18 protein-coding genes are annotated in these 16,516 nt (G+C 39.8%); 5 read left to right on the top strand and 13 right to left on the bottom strand.

Features of this window, described 5'->3' with window-relative positions; all coding sequences use genetic code 11:
* Window positions 1-53 precede the first annotated feature (53 nt).
* Complete coding sequence (gene typA, locus NST73_RS07445) at window positions 54-1,892, bottom strand: translational GTPase TypA (protein WP_012009833.1); 1,839 nt, start codon at window positions 1,890-1,892, stop codon at window positions 54-56.
* 113 nt (window positions 1,893-2,005) lie between these two features.
* Here typA and NST73_RS07440 point away from each other — a divergent pair, with 113 nt between their 5' ends.
* Both NST73_RS07440 and NST73_RS07435 read left to right on the top strand, forming a co-directional pair.
* Window positions 2,006-2,185, top strand: a complete 180-nt coding sequence (locus NST73_RS07440) for a DUF5325 family protein (RefSeq protein WP_003211596.1) — start codon at window positions 2,006-2,008, stop codon at window positions 2,183-2,185.
* A 273-nt stretch (window positions 2,186-2,458) separates the two neighbouring features.
* Window positions 2,459-3,094 (top strand): hypothetical protein, encoded by a 636-nt coding sequence (locus tag NST73_RS07435; protein ID WP_072367717.1) that lies wholly within the window; start codon window positions 2,459-2,461, stop codon window positions 3,092-3,094.
* A 43-nt stretch (window positions 3,095-3,137) separates the two neighbouring features.
* Here the strand turns inward: NST73_RS07435 and NST73_RS07430 are convergent, their stop codons facing one another.
* The 6 genes from NST73_RS07430 to NST73_RS07405 form a co-directional block, all read right to left on the bottom strand.
* Window positions 3,138-3,431 carry a zf-HC2 domain-containing protein gene (locus tag NST73_RS07430; RefSeq protein WP_058337387.1) on the bottom strand — a complete coding sequence of 98 codons (294 nt, stop codon included), beginning with the start codon at window positions 3,429-3,431 and terminating at the stop codon, window positions 3,138-3,140.
* A complete protein-coding gene (locus NST73_RS07425; RefSeq protein ID WP_072367728.1) occupies window positions 3,428-3,946 on the bottom strand; it encodes a sigma-70 family RNA polymerase sigma factor in 519 nt (172 codons plus the stop codon). The genes NST73_RS07430 and NST73_RS07425 overlap by 4 nt, the downstream gene beginning before the upstream one ends.
* Window positions 3,946-4,209 (bottom strand): hypothetical protein, encoded by a 264-nt coding sequence (locus NST73_RS07420; RefSeq protein WP_178897104.1) that lies wholly within the window; start codon window positions 4,207-4,209, stop codon window positions 3,946-3,948. The genes NST73_RS07425 and NST73_RS07420 overlap by 1 nt, the downstream gene beginning before the upstream one ends.
* A complete protein-coding gene (locus NST73_RS07415; RefSeq protein ID WP_342499497.1) occupies window positions 4,199-6,124 on the bottom strand; it encodes a hypothetical protein in 1,926 nt (641 codons plus the stop codon). The genes NST73_RS07420 and NST73_RS07415 overlap by 11 nt, the downstream gene beginning before the upstream one ends.
* 111 nt (window positions 6,125-6,235) lie before the next feature.
* A complete protein-coding gene (locus tag NST73_RS07410; RefSeq protein ID WP_100324953.1) occupies window positions 6,236-7,042 on the bottom strand; it encodes an inositol monophosphatase family protein in 807 nt (268 codons plus the stop codon).
* Between the two features lie 133 nt (window positions 7,043-7,175).
* The gene (locus NST73_RS07405) at window positions 7,176-7,364 is read right to left on the bottom strand and encodes a hypothetical protein (RefSeq protein ID WP_008345085.1); all 189 of its coding nucleotides are present in this window, start codon (window positions 7,362-7,364) and stop codon (window positions 7,176-7,178) included.
* Window positions 7,365-7,650: 286 nt separating this feature from the next.
* On the opposite strand from NST73_RS07405, the gene NST73_RS07400 reads away from it, so the two are divergent.
* Window positions 7,651-8,286 carry a DUF1054 domain-containing protein gene (locus NST73_RS07400; protein ID WP_045034227.1) on the top strand — a complete coding sequence of 212 codons (636 nt, stop codon included), beginning with the start codon at window positions 7,651-7,653 and terminating at the stop codon, window positions 8,284-8,286.
* A 27-nt stretch (window positions 8,287-8,313) separates the two neighbouring features.
* Here the strand turns inward: NST73_RS07400 and NST73_RS07395 are convergent, their stop codons facing one another.
* Window positions 8,314-8,583, bottom strand: coding sequence for a UPF0223 family protein (locus NST73_RS07395; protein ID WP_008345089.1), 270 nt, complete (start codon window positions 8,581-8,583; stop codon window positions 8,314-8,316).
* Between the two features lie 190 nt (window positions 8,584-8,773).
* Between NST73_RS07395 and NST73_RS07390 the strand changes: the two genes are divergently transcribed.
* Window positions 8,774-10,246, top strand: a complete 1,473-nt coding sequence (locus NST73_RS07390) for an aminotransferase class I/II-fold pyridoxal phosphate-dependent enzyme (RefSeq protein ID WP_138278475.1) — start codon at window positions 8,774-8,776, stop codon at window positions 10,244-10,246.
* A gap of 43 nt (window positions 10,247-10,289) precedes the next feature.
* On the opposite strand, the gene NST73_RS07385 is transcribed toward NST73_RS07390, so the two are convergent.
* Window positions 10,290-10,409 carry a GapA-binding peptide SR1P gene (locus NST73_RS07385; RefSeq protein WP_003212464.1) on the bottom strand — a complete coding sequence of 40 codons (120 nt, stop codon included), beginning with the start codon at window positions 10,407-10,409 and terminating at the stop codon, window positions 10,290-10,292.
* A 316-nt stretch (window positions 10,410-10,725) separates the two neighbouring features.
* Between NST73_RS07385 and NST73_RS07380 the strand changes: the two genes are divergently transcribed.
* Window positions 10,726-11,106, top strand: a complete 381-nt coding sequence (locus tag NST73_RS07380) for a hypothetical protein (RefSeq protein WP_223255627.1) — start codon at window positions 10,726-10,728, stop codon at window positions 11,104-11,106.
* Window positions 11,107-11,431: 325 nt separating this feature from the next.
* Here NST73_RS07380 and lpdA read toward each other — a convergent pair whose 3' ends face one another.
* The 4 genes from lpdA to pdhA all read right to left on the bottom strand — a co-directional run bounded on the left by lpdA (window position 11,432) and on the right by pdhA (window position 16,397).
* Window positions 11,432-12,844, bottom strand: a complete 1,413-nt coding sequence (gene lpdA, locus NST73_RS07375; protein WP_003211097.1) for a dihydrolipoyl dehydrogenase — start codon at window positions 12,842-12,844, stop codon at window positions 11,432-11,434.
* Between the two features lie 4 nt (window positions 12,845-12,848).
* Complete coding sequence (locus tag NST73_RS07370) at window positions 12,849-14,192, bottom strand: dihydrolipoamide acetyltransferase family protein (RefSeq protein ID WP_342499496.1); 1,344 nt, start codon at window positions 14,190-14,192, stop codon at window positions 12,849-12,851.
* Window positions 14,193-14,300: 108 nt separating this feature from the next.
* Window positions 14,301-15,278: a pyruvate dehydrogenase complex E1 component subunit beta gene (pdhB, locus tag NST73_RS07365; RefSeq protein ID WP_007498597.1), complete on the bottom strand. Its 978-nt coding sequence runs from the start codon at window positions 15,276-15,278 to the stop codon at window positions 14,301-14,303.
* A gap of 3 nt (window positions 15,279-15,281) precedes the next feature.
* Window positions 15,282-16,397, bottom strand: a complete 1,116-nt coding sequence (gene pdhA / locus NST73_RS07360; protein ID WP_007498599.1) for a pyruvate dehydrogenase (acetyl-transferring) E1 component subunit alpha — start codon at window positions 16,395-16,397, stop codon at window positions 15,282-15,284.
* Window positions 16,398-16,516: the final 119 nt, after the last annotated feature.

Below are 16,516 nucleotides of genomic sequence, written 5' to 3'. Positions count from 1 at the left end.
AAGATTCCCTCCCCTTATCTTTCAGGGTTCTATCTTTTTAATTCTTCATGGAATTACGATAATCCTGCTAGCTTTTTCTTCTTCGCTGCTTTCTCACGTTCGTTTTTATCTAAAATTTTCTTTCTTAAACGGATAGATTCCGGTGTAACCTCACAGTATTCGTCTTCATTTAAGTACTCAAGAGATTCCTCAAGTGACATAATACGTGGTTTTTTCATACTAACCGTTTGATCTTTTGTCGCTGAACGTACGTTTGTTTGTTGTTTCATACGGCTCACGTTGACAACAAGATCGTTTTCACGGTTATGCTCACCAACAATCATTCCTTGGTATACTTCAACACCCGGCTCAACGAAAATCACACCGCGCTCTTCAACGCCTTGGATTCCGTAAGCAGTTGCTTTACCTGTTTCCATTGAAACAAGTACACCTTGACGGCGTCCGCCAACTTGACCAGACTGCATCGGCTGGTAGCTGTCAAACGTATGGTTCAAAATACCAAAACCACGAGTTAATGAAAGAAATTCAGTTGTATATCCGATTAAACCACGTGATGGCACTGTAAAGATCAGGCGAACTTGACCATTACCATTATTGATCATGTCAATCATTTCACCTTTTCTTGCGCCCATTGATTCCATGATAGAGCCAGTGTGCTCTTCTGGTACATCAATTTGAACGCGCTCAACAGGCTCACATCGAACACCGTCAACTTCTTTTACAATAACTTCTGGCTTCGATACTTGCAGTTCAAATCCTTCACGTCTCATATTCTCAATCAGAATGGATAAGTGAAGCTCACCGCGTCCTGATACGACCCAAGCATCAGGTGAATCCGTTGGATCTACACGAAGACTTACGTCTGTTTGAAGCTGCTGTTCTAAACGCTCTTCAATTTTACGTGATGTCACGTACTTTCCTTCACGGCCTGCAAATGGGCTGTTATTCACAACAAATGTCATTTGAAGTGTCGGCTCATCAATACGAAGGATCGGCAAAGCCTCTTGGTGTTCTACCGGGCAGACTGTTTCACCTACGTTGATGTCTTCCATACCAGATACTGCGACAAGATCTCCAGCTTTCGCTTCATTGATTTCCACTCGTTTTAACCCTTGGAAACCAAAAATCTTCGTCACGCGGAATTGTTTTACACTGCCATCCACTTTCATTAGAGCAACTTGCTGTCCTACTTGCATCGTTCCTCTAAATACACGGCCAATTCCAATTCTTCCAACATAATCATTGTAATCAAGTAGCGCCACTTGGAATTGAAGCGGCTCTTCATGGTTGTCGACTGGGCATGGGATATGGTTGACAATCGCTTCAAACAACGATTCCATGTTTTCATCTTGCTTACTAGCATCGTTACTTGCTGTACCATTGATTGCTGATGCATATACAACTGGGAATTCAAGCTGTTCTTCTGTTGCATCCAATTCAATGAACAAGTCAATGACTTCATCGACTACTTCAGCTGGACGAGCAAAGTCACGGTCAATTTTATTGACAACAACAATTGGTGTTAAGTTTTGCTCAAGTGCTTTTTTTAGCACGAATCGTGTTTGAGGCATACAACCTTCATATGCATCCACAACGAGAAGTACACCATCTACCATTTTCATGATACGCTCAACTTCACCACCGAAATCGGCGTGTCCTGGTGTATCTAAAATATTAATGCGTGTATCTTTATAATGGATCGCAGTATTTTTAGCTAAGATCGTAATACCGCGCTCTCGCTCTAAATCATTTGAATCCATGGCTCTCTCAGCGATATTTTCATTCGCACGGAAAGTACCAGCTTGATGGAGCAATTGGTCAACAAGCGTCGTTTTACCATGGTCAACGTGGGCAATAATTGCGATGTTGCGAAGGTCTTTTCGAAGTTTCACATTTTCATCTCCTAAAATAATTAGATAACTTTCATATTATATCACAATCCCCTTTAAATGCCGATCGTTTTTCTGTAAACTTATATTAACTCTAAAAAAAGGGATGGAGACAAATGAAACAAATCAAATGGCTTCTATTATTATGTGCATTACTTGCGGTTGTCAGTATGGCGTTTATTGGGGTAACTCTTGCAGAAAAAAACGTGCTGGGTATTTGTCTAAGTATTGTGTTCGCCATGATTTTCATGGGTACAGGATTTACATTAAAACGAAAATTAAACGTACAATCATAAAATTTATGAAAAGCCTTTTACATTTTACATGTAGAAGGCTTTTATTTTGGGTAAAAACAAGACCAACCACCTATGTAATCCTAATGATTCAACTAAAAAATTCATATAGTGTTGGCAAATCTAAGCAATCTGAACTCTTCCATTTTTCGACAAGAACTTTTATAGTTCTCCAAAATCAAACACAAAGTTACATTTTTCCTATTCTTCCACAAAGTTTCTCATGGTATGCTGTTCTTGCAACAAAATTTAACAGAAAAGGGAGAGAAAAGAAGCATGAAGAAGTTTTTGAGCAAATCGCTCAGCTCTGTTGTATTTTTCGCTTTAGCTATCATTTTTACTTTCACAACAGTAGCTCCTGGGCAAGCAAGTGCTGCAACTTTCAAAGGGATTCCTTTTGAGCAGCAACAAATTATTAAAGAATTATTGGAGAAAAACGAGCGTGTTATCAACATTCTCATCAATTCATTTGTTGAGGAAGACAACAACTACACATTTGATGTGAAAAAAGCTGTTGAGCTCGGTTTGACTGAAGAAGAAGCGGCGACTGCTGAGAAATTCTTAGATCGCGCAGCTGTTCTTACAATCGTTTTCAGTGAAAGCATCTCTAAAAACGAAAAAGGGAAATTGGTTTTTGATGCAGCGAAAGCTGTTGAACTTGGTCTAACTAAAGAAGAAGCAACTAAATTCGAAAAGCTTTTCAAATCAGTGATCAGAATTGCTGATCTTGCTGGTGATGCACTTGTTCTAGACAAAAAAGGAAACGTTGTAATTGATTCTAAAATCGCTAAAGGTCTTGGATTCAGCTCTACTGAATTACTTGTTTTCAACCAATTGCTTAAGAAAATTCCTCAAGAGCAATTAAAAACATTCTATGATGCAGTTCAAATTGCTAAAGAAAAATTGAACTAAGCTCAAAAACCCCCATCCGGTTCATCCAGATGGGGGTTCTTTCTTATATCCAATAGATCAAGAGCATGATGAGATAGACGATACTAAAAACGATACTTGCCCGTAATAACAGTTTTCCATAGTAGCGCATTTCAAACTTTCTTTTTTCTTCTTTTTCATCTATGAACGGTATGAAATCTGTTGACTTTGCAATAGAGACTGGTTCTTTCATTTCTTCATATAGATGAAGGCATTTTTTGCATGAACGTAAGTGCTCATTCACTAATTGATTTGTTTCTTCACTCGTGTCCCCTTCTATATAAAGTGGTAATAGTTCTTCAATCAAATAACAGTTCATTTGTTGAACTCCTCACAATGTAGCTTTCGTTTCAGCTCTAATCTTGCTCGATGAAGGGTTGTCTTTACTTTAGATAAAGTCCAATTCAAAATTTCCGCTACTTCTTCATACGATAATTCCTGAATATCTCTTAAAATGAGGACTTCTCGGTAAGAATCCTTCAATTGATTGATATGGCTCCACAGCCTTTGAATATCCGTTTGAGTTTCTAAATGCTCTTCAGGTGTCATGAATATCTGCTGCTCTAAAAAGTCAGCTTTTTCTACATCCGTAAAAGTTCGTTTTACTTTTCGGCGATAGTCGTTGACAAATGTATGATAAGCAATGGTGTAAAGCCATGTTTTAATGCTTGAATGTCCTTTAAAAGAGGATAATCCATGCAGTGCCTTGATAAATACATCCTGCGCAAGATCCTTGGCTGTTTCGACATTTCCCGTTCTGCGATATAAATATTTGGTGATTTCCTGAAAATATTCTTCATATATTTTTTCAATTTGATTGGTCGGTCTAGACATCAAAAATAAAACCACACAGTCATCCAAATTGATAAAACGATAAAAAAGAAGTATAACGAAGAAATAAACCACTTCATGCGTTTTAATTCGTGATAATCGCTCTGATCCTCAGTGTGGACAGGAGCAAAATCGTTTCCCTTAACAGAATGCTGAAACTGCTTTTCATGCGTCTTCATCCAGTTAGAAGCCTCTTCTCCAAGCTCCCCTTCCTGATACAATTCATATAAGTCTTGAAAGATGGCTTGTTTTTCTTTATCTGTCAAAACGTTGCACCTCTTTTGTTCGTCCATTTACTTCATATATTTTCCGCTCATTCGATCCGAAGGTTTGAATGATCACAAACCACGAAATGCTCATTTTCCCCTCTTTGTCGATCATTCTCACCGGCTTGATTTGTTTTTTATAGATGGCATAAGGTTCATACTTTTTGAGAACTTGCTGATAGACTTCATCACGTTCTTGATTCGATACCGTATGCGGTAAAGAAGAGTCTGATTGCCAATTCAACTCAATTCCATCGGCATCTCTCGTCACATGAAGTAAATTTGATGATCCGTGAAAAGTATATTGTTTGTGTTCACGAGTTCCTGTTTCTATCTTCACGTCTTTTGACTGTTCCCCTATCAATTCCAACAAATCTTCGTCACTGATATTTCCTTTTTTCTGTTGAAGAATCGCTTTTGATAGCTGTATTTTCAGCAATTCTTTCGTTGAACCATTAAACAGAAATTCAGATTGATCGGCTGTCTTTACCGCCACTTCATGCTGCCATTCAAAATAAAAAGCATCAACGTCTGTGATCTGGTAAGCTGGGGGCTGTAAATTTAACTTTTTATAAATACGATTAATTTTCGTTTTCATTTCTTTGTTTGTTAAATTGATCCCATCTACATCCTTCAATTGAAAGATGGCGTTCCCATATTGCGCTTGTCGAAGCGTCTCTTTTTTCCAGGTGGCAAACGCTAAGCTCTCATCTTTATTCTGAGACATTTTTGGCAAAAGAAGAACGCTTGTCTCCCCGTCTTCTTTTTCAACCACTACATGAATGCGGTCTAGATCAACGGATCGGCCGCTTCTTTCAAAAAATTCAATGGTTTTTTCCCTATATTCTTTATCGGTCAAATGCTGACCCTTTGCGCGACCATGATAAAAATAGCTGTTTAATTCACCTGTAAACGCAGAAACATTCACTTCATACTGATCGGCTGCAAACACGTAGTTATCAGAGATCGGCTGCTTAATAGTCGTTGAATATAATGAAATGTCCGCTGGTACAAACTTTGAAGCGAATGCTTTTGCACTTGCTTCAGATAAAGGGCGATATTCTTCTGAGAAAGTATCTGTCAGTTCCGTTTTAGTAAATTGAAACATGATATGTGGAAGATTTAAGATCGGGTTCAGCATCAGCATAAAAAAGACGACAATTCCCCAAGCACCCCACTGTCTCAACTTCACCTTGTTTTGTAGTAACGCACATAACAAATGTAATGTCATAAAGCTTCCTGCGGCCGCTACTAAAATCACAATGGATTTAAACGAAGATTGCAGCTCATGCTTCGAGATAGAAGGATAAAAAATATACAGCAGCGCAGCGAAAATCAGGCCATAGAAAAACAGCAATTCTTTCCACTTCTGATGCCAAAACAAACGAAAGAATAGGTGAAGTACCAAAGCGGCAAAGCCAATCATAAGCACAATGGTCATCAAATTTCTCCATACCAGCTCCGTATCACCGCTGAGAAAGAACTTTTTGCTTTCAACTAACACAATAAATACCGTTTGACATAAAGGCAGAAGTAACACAGATAAATCAAACGCAAAAAACATGCCCCTATTTTTTAAATAAGGAAGAGAAATCACATAGAAAAGTGATGCAAGCAAGACATATCCATAGATGAGAAATTGCATGAAATCTGTCAGCACTTCAAATGTTTCGATCGTATACTGTCTAGCTAGCACTTGGTGGATCATCTCAAGTGTCATACTCCCTAGCAGAACTACTCTTAATACGATTCCAGCATAAAATACATAACTACTCTTCTTTTCTTTCCATATGGGAAGTGTAATAAAAAGGACAAATAGTCCAAGCACACACCATTGAATCATGTGGATACTGTACTCATTTAAAATAAAAAACCTTTCAAAATGGAGGGATAAATCACTAAACAAATCAAACATCGCTACACAATCCTTTACTTCAAATTAAGGCCTCGTTCGTATAGACATTTGACTTGTCAAAAAGTTTCATCAAATACAAAAAATCACTTCATTCTCATGAAGTGATGTTGTTTATTTTTTATTTCCGCTTCCTTTTATGTAATCATGCAAGATTTTTTCACAGATGGATCGATTTCCAGCAACAATGCTATTTTTCTCTAGAAATGTCAAGCGTTCGCCGTGAATATTCGAGTAAACAGCGCCTACTTCATCAAGTAACACACATCCAGCCGCATAATCCCAAGGCGCTAACCTTAACGTGACATATGCGTCGCTTCTTCCGCTTGCAATATAAGCTAGTTCAAGTGCAGCTGACCCAATCGTTCGTGTTCCTCTCACATCGCGTACGAGACGGGCAAACGGCTTAGCGTCAAAATGGGGGCTTTCAATCGCCCATGTTGGGTTAATGCCGACAATGGCTTTTTCAATGGCAACATCTTTTAAAGGCGGGAGTAAGGTATCGTTCATATACGCCCCTTCTCCTTTGACTGCATGATAGAGCTCGTCATGGATGACGTCATAAATAAGGCCGATTTTCCCCACACCATGTTCAAATATCCCAATTGAAATGGCAAAATTTCGTTTTTGATGGATAAAGTTCATGGTGCCATCAATTGGATCAATGATCCATACTATCCCGTCTAGAGAGGTCACTTCTTCCCCTTGGCCCTCTTCTCCTAAAATATGATGATCTGAAAATGTCGACTGTATCTTTTCAATGAAGAAACGTTCTGTTTCTTTATCGATGTTTGTGACAAGATCATTTGGATTTGATTTTGTTTCAATTGATAGACCTTCCTGCATGGATGCTTTAATGCGGCTACCCGCTTCTTTTACCCAAAGCTTTGCAAGTCGGTCAATTTCCACCCAGTTTGTCATCGGACTGTAAACCTCTTTTCTATGTAGTACCTATTTGTATTAGCATACTGATATTATGTACGTAAAAGCAAGAAAAAAGCAGCTTCATACAAAAACGAACCGATGAATTGGTTCGTTTTTACCTCACCTTGTTTTACCCTTGAAGCTGCTCCCATTCTTTTCTTAGGCGCTCAAGCTTTCGTTTGCTGCGTTCTACCTGGATATCATCTTTTTGCTCGATGGCTTCATGAAGCGTAGAAAGCTCATAATCAACCTCTAATCTCCACACAGCGATGCGATTCTTCTTCTCTTGTCTATACCCATGCTTCACGATTTGCTTCACTGGTCAACGCCCCTTCCAGAGAATGATTCATTCCTTGTCAGTTTTCATTGATAAAAATACAATCGATAAGAGAAATGGTTCTTGCTTATATCGTATGAAGCGATCGCATAACCGCAACGACATTCTGAAAATTGTGTTTTTACCTATTTGTTATGTACCACAAAATCGAAGTTTTTAAACGCCGAACCAAGATCCCTGCTATCTTTCTCTTTAAAGTGCATCTTTTTTTGAGCTTGACCCAAGCTATGATAAAATATGATCAGCGAAAAGATACAGGAGGCATAACATGAGTGAAATGCGTTTTAGAGATGAAGATTTTGAAACATTCACAGTAGACGGTTTAGATGAACGTATGACCGTATTAAAAGAGAGAGTCCGTCCAAAGCTTGAAGCACTTGGTGAACATTTTGCACCGCTTCTTTCTTCTATTACAGGTGACGAAATGTTTGTCCACGTGGCAAAACATGCAAGAAGATCAGTCAACCCGCCAAATGACACTTGGGTGGCTTTCGCTAACAGTAAGCGTGGGTATAAAAAGCTCCCTCATTTTCAAATTGGGCTTTGGAAAACTCATGTATTTGTATGGTTTGCGCTCATTTATGAATCTCCAGTGAAAGGTGAATATGGGCAACTATTCGAAAAAGAGCTGGACACGATCCAAAAGAAAATACCTCAAGACTTTGTTTGGTCTAAGGATCATATGAAACCGGACGTCCTCCGCCACAGCGAACTTGATGCTGAACAGCTGAGAACACTATTTGAACGTGTTCAAACAGTCAAAAAGGCCGAACTCCTTTGCGGCATCCAGCTTCCTAGAGAAGAAGTTATTCAAATGAATAATGAAGAATTCTTATCAAAAATTGAAGATGCCTTCCGCACAGTAACTTATCTATACCGCTTTACACAAAAAGAATCTGTATAAAAAAACGAGCCTATATTGGCTCGTTTTTTACATCCGTATCATAGCTGTTTCTTCAGCCTCTCTTGCACTTTTTACTGTGCGATAAGGGGAATACCCACTTCCCTTTTCAAACGCCGCACAATGCGTCTTTTCTTCTGCTTTTGATGGTACAACTTCTTTAAATCGTTTATAAGCCTCTAGTAACGCTTGTTTCGCAATTCCTGTTTCATAGGCTTTTTCAACGGCTTGAAAAAATGAAATGACCGCCATCTTTTCTTCAGTTGTCCAGTCGACGTCCATTGGATATTGATATTCCATTTACTTGTCCCTCACTTTAATCCACATTTCTTATTTGAACTTTTATTATAGCATCTGTTTGATCAGAATCCGATTGATTTTATGCTTTACATTCCGATCAGTTCATAATATAATTCTTTTGTTTTATGCAATGAAATCTGCTGTTATTGGGATAATAATAGCAGGTATTTCGATGAAGGTGGGAAAGCAATTGTCACAACATGATACACCCTTATACACTGGACTAAAAAAACACGCTTCAACCAATCCAGTCCAATTTCACATTCCAGGCCATAAAAAAGGAGCCGGAATGGATCCTGAATTTAGAGCATTCATTGGAGACAATGCATTAAGCATTGACCTTATTAATATAGAACCTCTTGATGATTTACATTCGCCTCGAGGAATGATCAAAGAAGCACAGGAGCTTGCAGCAGAAGCATTTGGTGCCGACCATACGTTTTTCTCTATACAAGGAACAAGCGGCGCGATCATGACAATGGTGATGACCGTCTGTGGCCCTGGAGACAAAATTATTGTTCCACGTAATGTCCATAAGTCGATTATGTCTGCTATTGTATTTTCTGGTGCAGTACCTGTTTTTATTCACCCGGAAATTGACAAAGAACTTGGCATCTCTCATGGCATCACGCCAGAGTCAGCTAAAAAAGCGCTGACTAAACATCCAGATGCGAAAGGGCTGCTTGTGATTAACCCAACGTATTTTGGTATTTCAGCTGATTTAAAAACCATTGTAGAGATTGCTCATTCATATGACGTACCTGTTCTTGTAGATGAGGCACATGGTGTGCATATTCATTTTCACGATGAGCTTCCACTGTCTGCGATGCAGGCGGGAGCTGATATGGCAGCAACAAGTGTGCATAAACTTGGTGGCTCTCTCACCCAAAGCTCGATTTTAAATATAAAAGAAGGGCTTGTTTCAAAGGATCGAGTACAATCTATTTTAAGCATGCTGACAACTACGTCTACTTCTTATTTGCTTTTAGCCTCCCTGGATGTCGCTAGAAAGCGATTAGCGACTGAAGGAAAGGCACTTGCAGATGAAGCCATTCGATTAGCTGAATCAGCAAGAACTCGTTTAAACGAAATTGAAGGTATTACTTGTATTGGTCAAGAAATTCTCGGTTCACCTTCTACTTATGATTATGACCCAACAAAATTAATCATCTCCATTAAAGACCTTGGACTCAATGGCCATGATGTGGAGAAATGGCTAAGAGAAAGCTACCGAATTGAAGTAGAGCTCTCTGACCTATACAACATTTTATGTATCGTAACGCCTGGCGATTGTGATGAGACGATTGATACGCTTGTAACGGCTATGAAGGAAATTGCGGCCACCTCTGCACGTCAAGGCGGAAAACAAGCCGTGACAGAAGTGTTACTGCCTGAGATCCCTTCGCTTGCGATGACGCCGCGTGACGCTTTTTACGCAACAACGGAAGTCATTCCATTTAAAGAAGCGGCTGGCCGGATCATTGCAGAATTTGTCATGGTTTATCCGCCTGGTATTCCTATTTTTATACCAGGAGAAATCATTACAGAAGAAAATATCTCCTATATCTTTAAAAATATCGAAATCGGTCTTCCTGTTCAAGGACCTGAAGATTCCACACTAAATATGATTCGTGTCATTAAAGAACAAAAAGCCATTTTATAAAAAAGAAACATGCAGCCCCAATTGGAGCTGCATGCTTTTTTATTTATTCAGAGGCTTCATCACAGCAATGACAGTGACCACATGTTCCATAAAGTGTTGTCACTTTTTCATTTTCAAATTGATCAATGGTTTCATTGCAATCTTGACAAATAATTGTACCCACGTACATTCCCCTTTTCTTTACTCAAAGTTTGAAAGCGTTTAATCTATTTCATACCTCTATAATATGATGTCACATTTAAGTTGTCAACGGTTAATTGTATGACACATTTAATCATTTTTTATAAAAATATGCTTTTTTCTCATCATATTGAGGAAACGTTTCAAATGTATTTTGCTTCATATCAATTCTGTAACAATTGAGTAACAATCGAAAATTGTCAAAAAGGACGTGATACACTAGAGTGACTAACAGGGAACTGGCTCCTAAAAATGTTGGTACAACCCCAAAGGATTTTGAGGTGAATAGATTGTATTTTATGAGGACCCTTCTCATTATATTCCCTATGCTCTTTGTACTTAGTTCATGCTCATTTGCGTATATCATACCGAATCAGACAGACCAGGTCAGTCATATTCAAAAGCCGAGAATTCTCTTTTTTACTGATGCAGAAAATCTTGATAAAGAAAGTCCTTATTATGACGCAGTGCTCGATTTAAAAAATGAATATCCGAAGGAAATGTCCAAGATGATTGTCAAAGAAGATCGTAAAGGCTGGAAAAATGAAGTAGACGAACTGCCGGCTATTTTACTTGTCAATAATGAAAAGGTCATTGTGAAGGTGGAAGGTAATGTCCGAAGTAAAGAGGATATCTTATCACCTATATGCCAAGCATTAGATCGAGTGAATACAAATTAACGATTCGACTTTGCACTTATATATCCATATGAAAAAAACCCTCAGCTCATGAGGGTTTTTCTTTTTCAGCGAGGTTTCACATTCATAAAAAGCCCTCTCCATGTGGAGAGGGCTTCAGCGTGTAGACAAACCCTCGCATTCTTTGTCAGTCCTGCGTGCTGGTACTCACGAATGTCAAATTCGCTCCGCGCCAGTACTCGTCCTTCCTAGACTTCAAAGGTTTTCTATCACGCTGAAAAGAAGACAAAGGGCTAAAATCAAGTTCATTTTAGCCCTTTGTCAACAATCTGAAACCCTCTCCGTGTGGAGAGGGTTTCAACGTTCATTATTTTACGATATGGATTGGGCTTCCGATTGCTACTTCAGCCGTTTCCATTGTAATTTCACCTAAAGTTGGGTGAGCGTGAATTGTCATTGCGATATCTTCAGCTGTCACACCAGCTTCAATTGCAAGGCTAAGCTCTGAAATCATATCAGAAGCACCAACACCTGCGATTTGTGCACCGATAACTAGACCATCCTCTTTACGAGTGATCATTTTCATGAAGCCATCAGTTGCATCAAGAGAAAGTGCACGTCCGTTCGCTGCGAATGGGAATTTCGCTGCAACGATGTCGATTCCTTCTTCTTTTGCTTCTGCTTCAGTATATCCAACAGTTGCAAGTTCTGGCTCAGAGAATACAACAGCAGGAATACCAAGGTAATCAATTTCAGCTGGCTCTCCAGCGATTGCTTCAGCAGCAATTTTACCTTCGTAAGAAGCTTTGTGTGCAAGTGGTGGTCCATCAACGATGTCACCAATTGCATAGATGTTTGAAACGCTTGTACGGCATTGTTTGTCAGTTTTGACAACTCCGCGGTCTGTCAATTCAACACCAACTTGCTCAAGACCAAGCTCATCTGTGTTTGGACGACGACCAACAGTCACAAGTACGTAGTCAGCATCGACAGTTTTTTCTTCACCTTTTACTTCGAAAGTAACAGTGACACCGTCAGATTTTTCTTCAACGCCTTTTGCAAGAGCGTTTGTGTGAATTTCAACGTTTCCTTTTTTCTTCAGGTTACGTTTCACTAATGAGCTCATTTGCTTTTCAAAACCTGGAAGGATTTCGTCTCCACCTTCAAGGATGACAACTTCTGTTCCAAAGTTCGCATAAGCAGTACCAAGCTCAGTACCGATGTATCCACCACCGATGACAACTAACTTTTTAGGTACTTCTTTAAGCGCTAAAGCACCAGTTGAGTTAATCACGCGGTCTGTGTATTTAAATGTAGGCAATTCGATTGGACGAGATCCAGTTGCAAGAATTGCATTTTTAAATGTATAAGTCTGCGCTGAATTTTCATCCATGACACGTACAGAGTTGCTGTCTACGAAATAAGCTTCACCTTTGACGATGTCTACTTTATTTCCTTTTAGAAGACCTTGAACTCCACCTGTTAATTTGTTTACAACAGAAGCTTTCCACTCTTGAACTTTTGTGAAATCAACTGTTACGTTTTCAGCTTTGATACCCATGTCTTCAGAATGCTTTGCATTCTCGAAACGATGTCCAGCATTGATCAATGCTTTTGAAGGGATACAGCCGACGTTCAGACATACGCCGCCAAGTGTTCCTTTTTCAACGATTGTTACTTTTTGTCCTAGCTGTGCAGCGCGAATAGCAGCTACATATCCACCAGGACCTGCACCGATGACAAGAGTATCTGTTTCGATTGGGAAATCTCCTACTACCATGAATTTACGCCTCCATTAAAATTAATTGTGGATCATTCAATAAACGCTTGATGTGGTTAAGGGCATTTTGCGCAGTAGCTCCATCAATCATACGGTGGTCAAAGCTTAGGGAAAGAGCTAAGACTGGAGCTGCAACGATTTCGCCATCACGAACAACCGCTTTTTCAGCGATACGGCCAATACCAAGGATCGCTACTTCTGGGTGGTTGATGACTGGAGTAAACCATTGTCCACCAGCAGAACCGATGTTTGTGATTGTGCAAGATGCACCCTTCATTTCAGCTGGAGCCAATTTACCATCACGTGCTTTTGTTGCAAGCTCGTTGATTTCGTTAGATACTTCGAAAATCGCTTTGCGATCTGCATTTTTCACAACTGGAACAAGCAAGCCTTTTTCAGTATCAGCTGCAATTCCGATGTTGTAGTAATGCTTTTGAACAACTTCATCTGTTTTATCATCGATAGAAGTGTTAAGTACTGGGTACTTTTTCAAAGCAGAAGTTAGAGCTTTTACAACGTAAGGCAAGTAAGTTAACTTGATTCCTTGATCAGCTGCAACTTGTTTGAATTGTTTACGATGTGCAACAAGGTTTGTTACATCAACTTCATCCATTAATGTTACGTGAGGAGCTGTGTGCTTAGAGTTCACCATTGCTTTCGCGATCGCTTTGCGGATTCCGCTCATTTTCTCGCGAGTTTCTGGGAATTCTCCTTCTAGAACTGGAGCTGCTGCCGCTTTTGGAGCCGCTGCTTCTTTCGCACTTTCAGCTGCTTGAGGTGCTGCTTCTTGAGTTGCTGCAGAACCGCCATTAAGGAAGCTGTCGATATCTTCTTTTAGCACGCGGCCATTTTTACCAGTACCTGCAACTTTGTAAATTTCAACGCCTTTTTCACGCGCATATTTACGTACAGATGGCATAGCAATAACGCGTTTGTTAGGATCAGCATCTACTTGCTCTTGTGCGCCAGCACCAGTTGCTGCTGCCACTTCTTCTTGAGCAACTTCTTTCTTTTCAGGCTCGTTACCAGCTTCAGCAGTACCTTGTACTTGAGCTTCAGTTTTCGCTTCGCCTTCTTCTTCGCTGCCTTTAAATTGAAGATTTTCGTAACCAGGTGCATCAAACGTAATGATTGTTTGTCCTACAGTTGCAACTGTTCCCTCTTCAACTTTTAATTCTAATACTTTTCCTTTAACAGGTGAAGGAATTTCTACAACTGCTTTATCATTTTGTACCTCTGCTAAAACGTCATCTTCATTGATTTCGTCGTTTGGTTTTACAAACCACTTAACGATCTCACCTTCGTGGATACCTTCTCCGATGTCCGGAAGTTTAAATTCAAATGCCACTGTTTTTCGCCTCCTAGATTATGTTAAACCCTTGTTCTGTCAACATTACACGGTCATGTAATTGATAAAGGGGAAGAGAAATAAATTCTTTTCCCCTCTGTCATTTAATTAAAATTCAAGAACTTTCTTAGCTGTTTCAAGCACGTCTTTATGGTTTGGAAGCCATACGCTCTCAGCTTGAGAGAAAGCAAATACAGTATCAGGTGCAGCTACACGAAGTACTGGTGCTTCTAGGCTAAGAATTGCTCTATCATTGATTTCAGCTACTACGTTTGCTGCAATACCAGCTTGTTTTTGTGCTTCTTGAACAACGATCGCACGGCCTGTTTTTTCAACAGAAGCGATGATTGTTTCAATATCAAGCGGGCTCACTGTGCGAAGGTCGACGACCTCAGCAGAAACGCCTTCTTTTTCAAGTTCTTCAGCAGCTTTAAGTGATTCGTGAACCATTGCACCGTAAGTGATGATTGAAAGGTCAGAACCTTCACGTTTCACGTCAGCTTTACCGATTTCAATTGTGTACTCTTCTTCAGGAACTTCCTGACGGAAAGAACGATAAAGTTTCATATGCTCAAGGAATACAACCGGATCGTTGTCACGGATTGCAGAAATTAATAGTCCTTTTGCATCGTAAGGTGTTGAAGGAATAACAACCTTGATACCAGGCTGTTGTGCAATAAGACCTTCTAAGCTATCAGCGTGAAGCTCAGGTGTGTGAACTCCTCCGCCAAATGGAGAACGGATTGTCACTGGAGAATGCCAGCGTCCACCAGAACGGTAACGCATACGAGCCATTTGTCCAGAAACAGAATCTAATACTTCGTAAACGAATCCGAAGAATTGAATTTCCATTACTGGGCGGAATTCTTGTAGTCCAAGGCCAATTGCAAGACCGCCAATACCAGATTCAGCAAGTGGAGTATCGAATACACGATCCTCACCAAACTCTTTTTGCAATCCTTCAGTCGCACGGAATACGCCGCCGTTTTTACCAACGTCTTCTCCGAAAACGAGAACGTTTTCGTCATTTTTCAGTTCTGTGCGTAACGCATCAGTGATCGCTTGAATCAATGTCATTTGCGCCATGGCTTACTTCGACTCCTTCTGTTTGTAGATTTCAAGCTGTTCAACCAAGTTAAATGGTTTCACATCGTACATGTTTTCAATCAAATCAGTGACTTTCTGCTTAGGCTGTTCGTCAGCTTCTTTGATTGCTTGTTTGATTTGTTCTTTTGCATCTTCGATGACTTTATTCTCTTCTTCTTCAGACCAAAGGCCTTTGTTTTCCAAGAATTTGCGGTAGCGTACCAATGGATCTTTTTGCTCCCACTCATTTTCATCTTCTTTTGTACGATATCTTGTTGGATCGTCACCAGCCATTGTATGTGGGCCGTAACGGAATGTAAGAGTTTCAATTAATGTTGGACCTTCACCATTTACAGCACGCTCACGAGCTTCAGCAGTCGCTGCATATACAGCTAATGCATCCATACCGTCAACTTGTACGCCTACGATACCAGCTGCAGCTGCTTTTTGTGCAATCGTTTGTGCAGCAGATTGCTTTTCAACAGGTGTAGAGATCGCATATCTGTTGTTTTGGACAACAAAAATCGCTGGCGCTTTGTAAGCCCCTGCAAAGTTAATACCTTCGTAGAAATCACCTTGTGAAGCTCCACCATCACCAGTGTAAGTGATTGCAACAGCATTTTTACCGCGCTTTTTCAAACCAAGAGCTACACCAGCAGCTTGAATGATTTGTGCACCGATAATGATTTGCGGAGAAAGTGCATTCACATCTTCAGGCATTTGGTTTCCAACAAAGTGTCCACGAGAGAACAAGAATGCTTTTGTTAGTGGAAGACCATGCCAGATTAATTGTGGTACATCACGATATCCTGGAAGAATGAAATCTTCTTTCTCAAGTGCAAAGTGAGTTGCAAGCTGAGAAGCTTCTTGTCCAGCTGTTGGCGCATAGAAGCCAAGACGTCCTTGACGGTTCAATGAAATTGAACGTTGATCTAATACACGTGTAAACACCATACGGCGCATTAATTCTTTTAATTGGTCATCTGAAAGATCTGGCATTGCCGCTTCGTTTACGACTTCGCCTTTTTCGTTTAAAATTTGGAACGTTTCAAACTGCTTTTTGATGGCATCGAATTGCTTTTTGCTATCAACAATTGCTTTTTTTGTTTTTGCAGCCATTCTAAAGTCACCTCTTCCTTTCTTTTAACAGTCAATTTGTCGTGAATCCATTTATACATACAGATATAGGATAACCCAAAATGCTCATATGACTCCTGTATATAATAGCCACAAAGATC

This window comes from Bacillus sp. FSL W7-1034 (assembly GCF_038593365.1).
GTDB classification, from domain to species: domain Bacteria; phylum Bacillota; class Bacilli; order Bacillales; family Bacillaceae; genus Bacillus; species Bacillus altitudinis.
Note: the sequence above shows the minus strand (reverse complement) of the source record. Positions and strands in the feature narration are given on the sequence as shown.

What these genes read in the sequence shown, in the direction of transcription:
- NST73_RS07380 (WP_223255627.1), top strand. Translation starts at nt 10,726, where the DNA reads ATGAGGACCCTTCTCATTATATTCCCTATGCTCTTTGTACTTAGTTCA.
- NST73_RS07425 (WP_072367728.1), bottom strand. Translation starts at nt 3,946, where the DNA reads ATGTCTAGACCGACCAATCAAATTGAAAAAATATATGAAGAATATTTT.
- pdhB (WP_007498597.1), bottom strand. Translation starts at nt 15,278, where the DNA reads ATGGCGCAAATGACATTGATTCAAGCGATCACTGATGCGTTACGCACA.
- NST73_RS07430 (WP_058337387.1), bottom strand. Translation starts at nt 3,431, where the DNA reads ATGAACTGTTATTTGATTGAAGAACTATTACCACTTTATATAGAAGGG.
- lpdA (WP_003211097.1), bottom strand. Translation starts at nt 12,844, where the DNA reads ATGGTAGTAGGAGATTTCCCAATCGAAACAGATACTCTTGTCATCGGT.
- NST73_RS07440 (WP_003211596.1), top strand. Translation starts at nt 2,006, where the DNA reads ATGAAACAAATCAAATGGCTTCTATTATTATGTGCATTACTTGCGGTT.
- NST73_RS07410 (WP_100324953.1), bottom strand. Translation starts at nt 7,042, where the DNA reads ATGACAAACTGGGTGGAAATTGACCGACTTGCAAAGCTTTGGGTAAAA.
- NST73_RS07435 (WP_072367717.1), top strand. Translation starts at nt 2,459, where the DNA reads ATGAAGAAGTTTTTGAGCAAATCGCTCAGCTCTGTTGTATTTTTCGCT.
- NST73_RS07400 (WP_045034227.1), top strand. Translation starts at nt 7,651, where the DNA reads ATGAGTGAAATGCGTTTTAGAGATGAAGATTTTGAAACATTCACAGTA.
- pdhA (WP_007498599.1), bottom strand. Translation starts at nt 16,397, where the DNA reads ATGGCTGCAAAAACAAAAAAAGCAATTGTTGATAGCAAAAAGCAATTC.
- NST73_RS07415 (WP_342499497.1), bottom strand. Translation starts at nt 6,124, where the DNA reads ATGTTTGATTTGTTTAGTGATTTATCCCTCCATTTTGAAAGGTTTTTT.
- NST73_RS07395 (WP_008345089.1), bottom strand. Translation starts at nt 8,583, where the DNA reads ATGGAATATCAATATCCAATGGACGTCGACTGGACAACTGAAGAAAAG.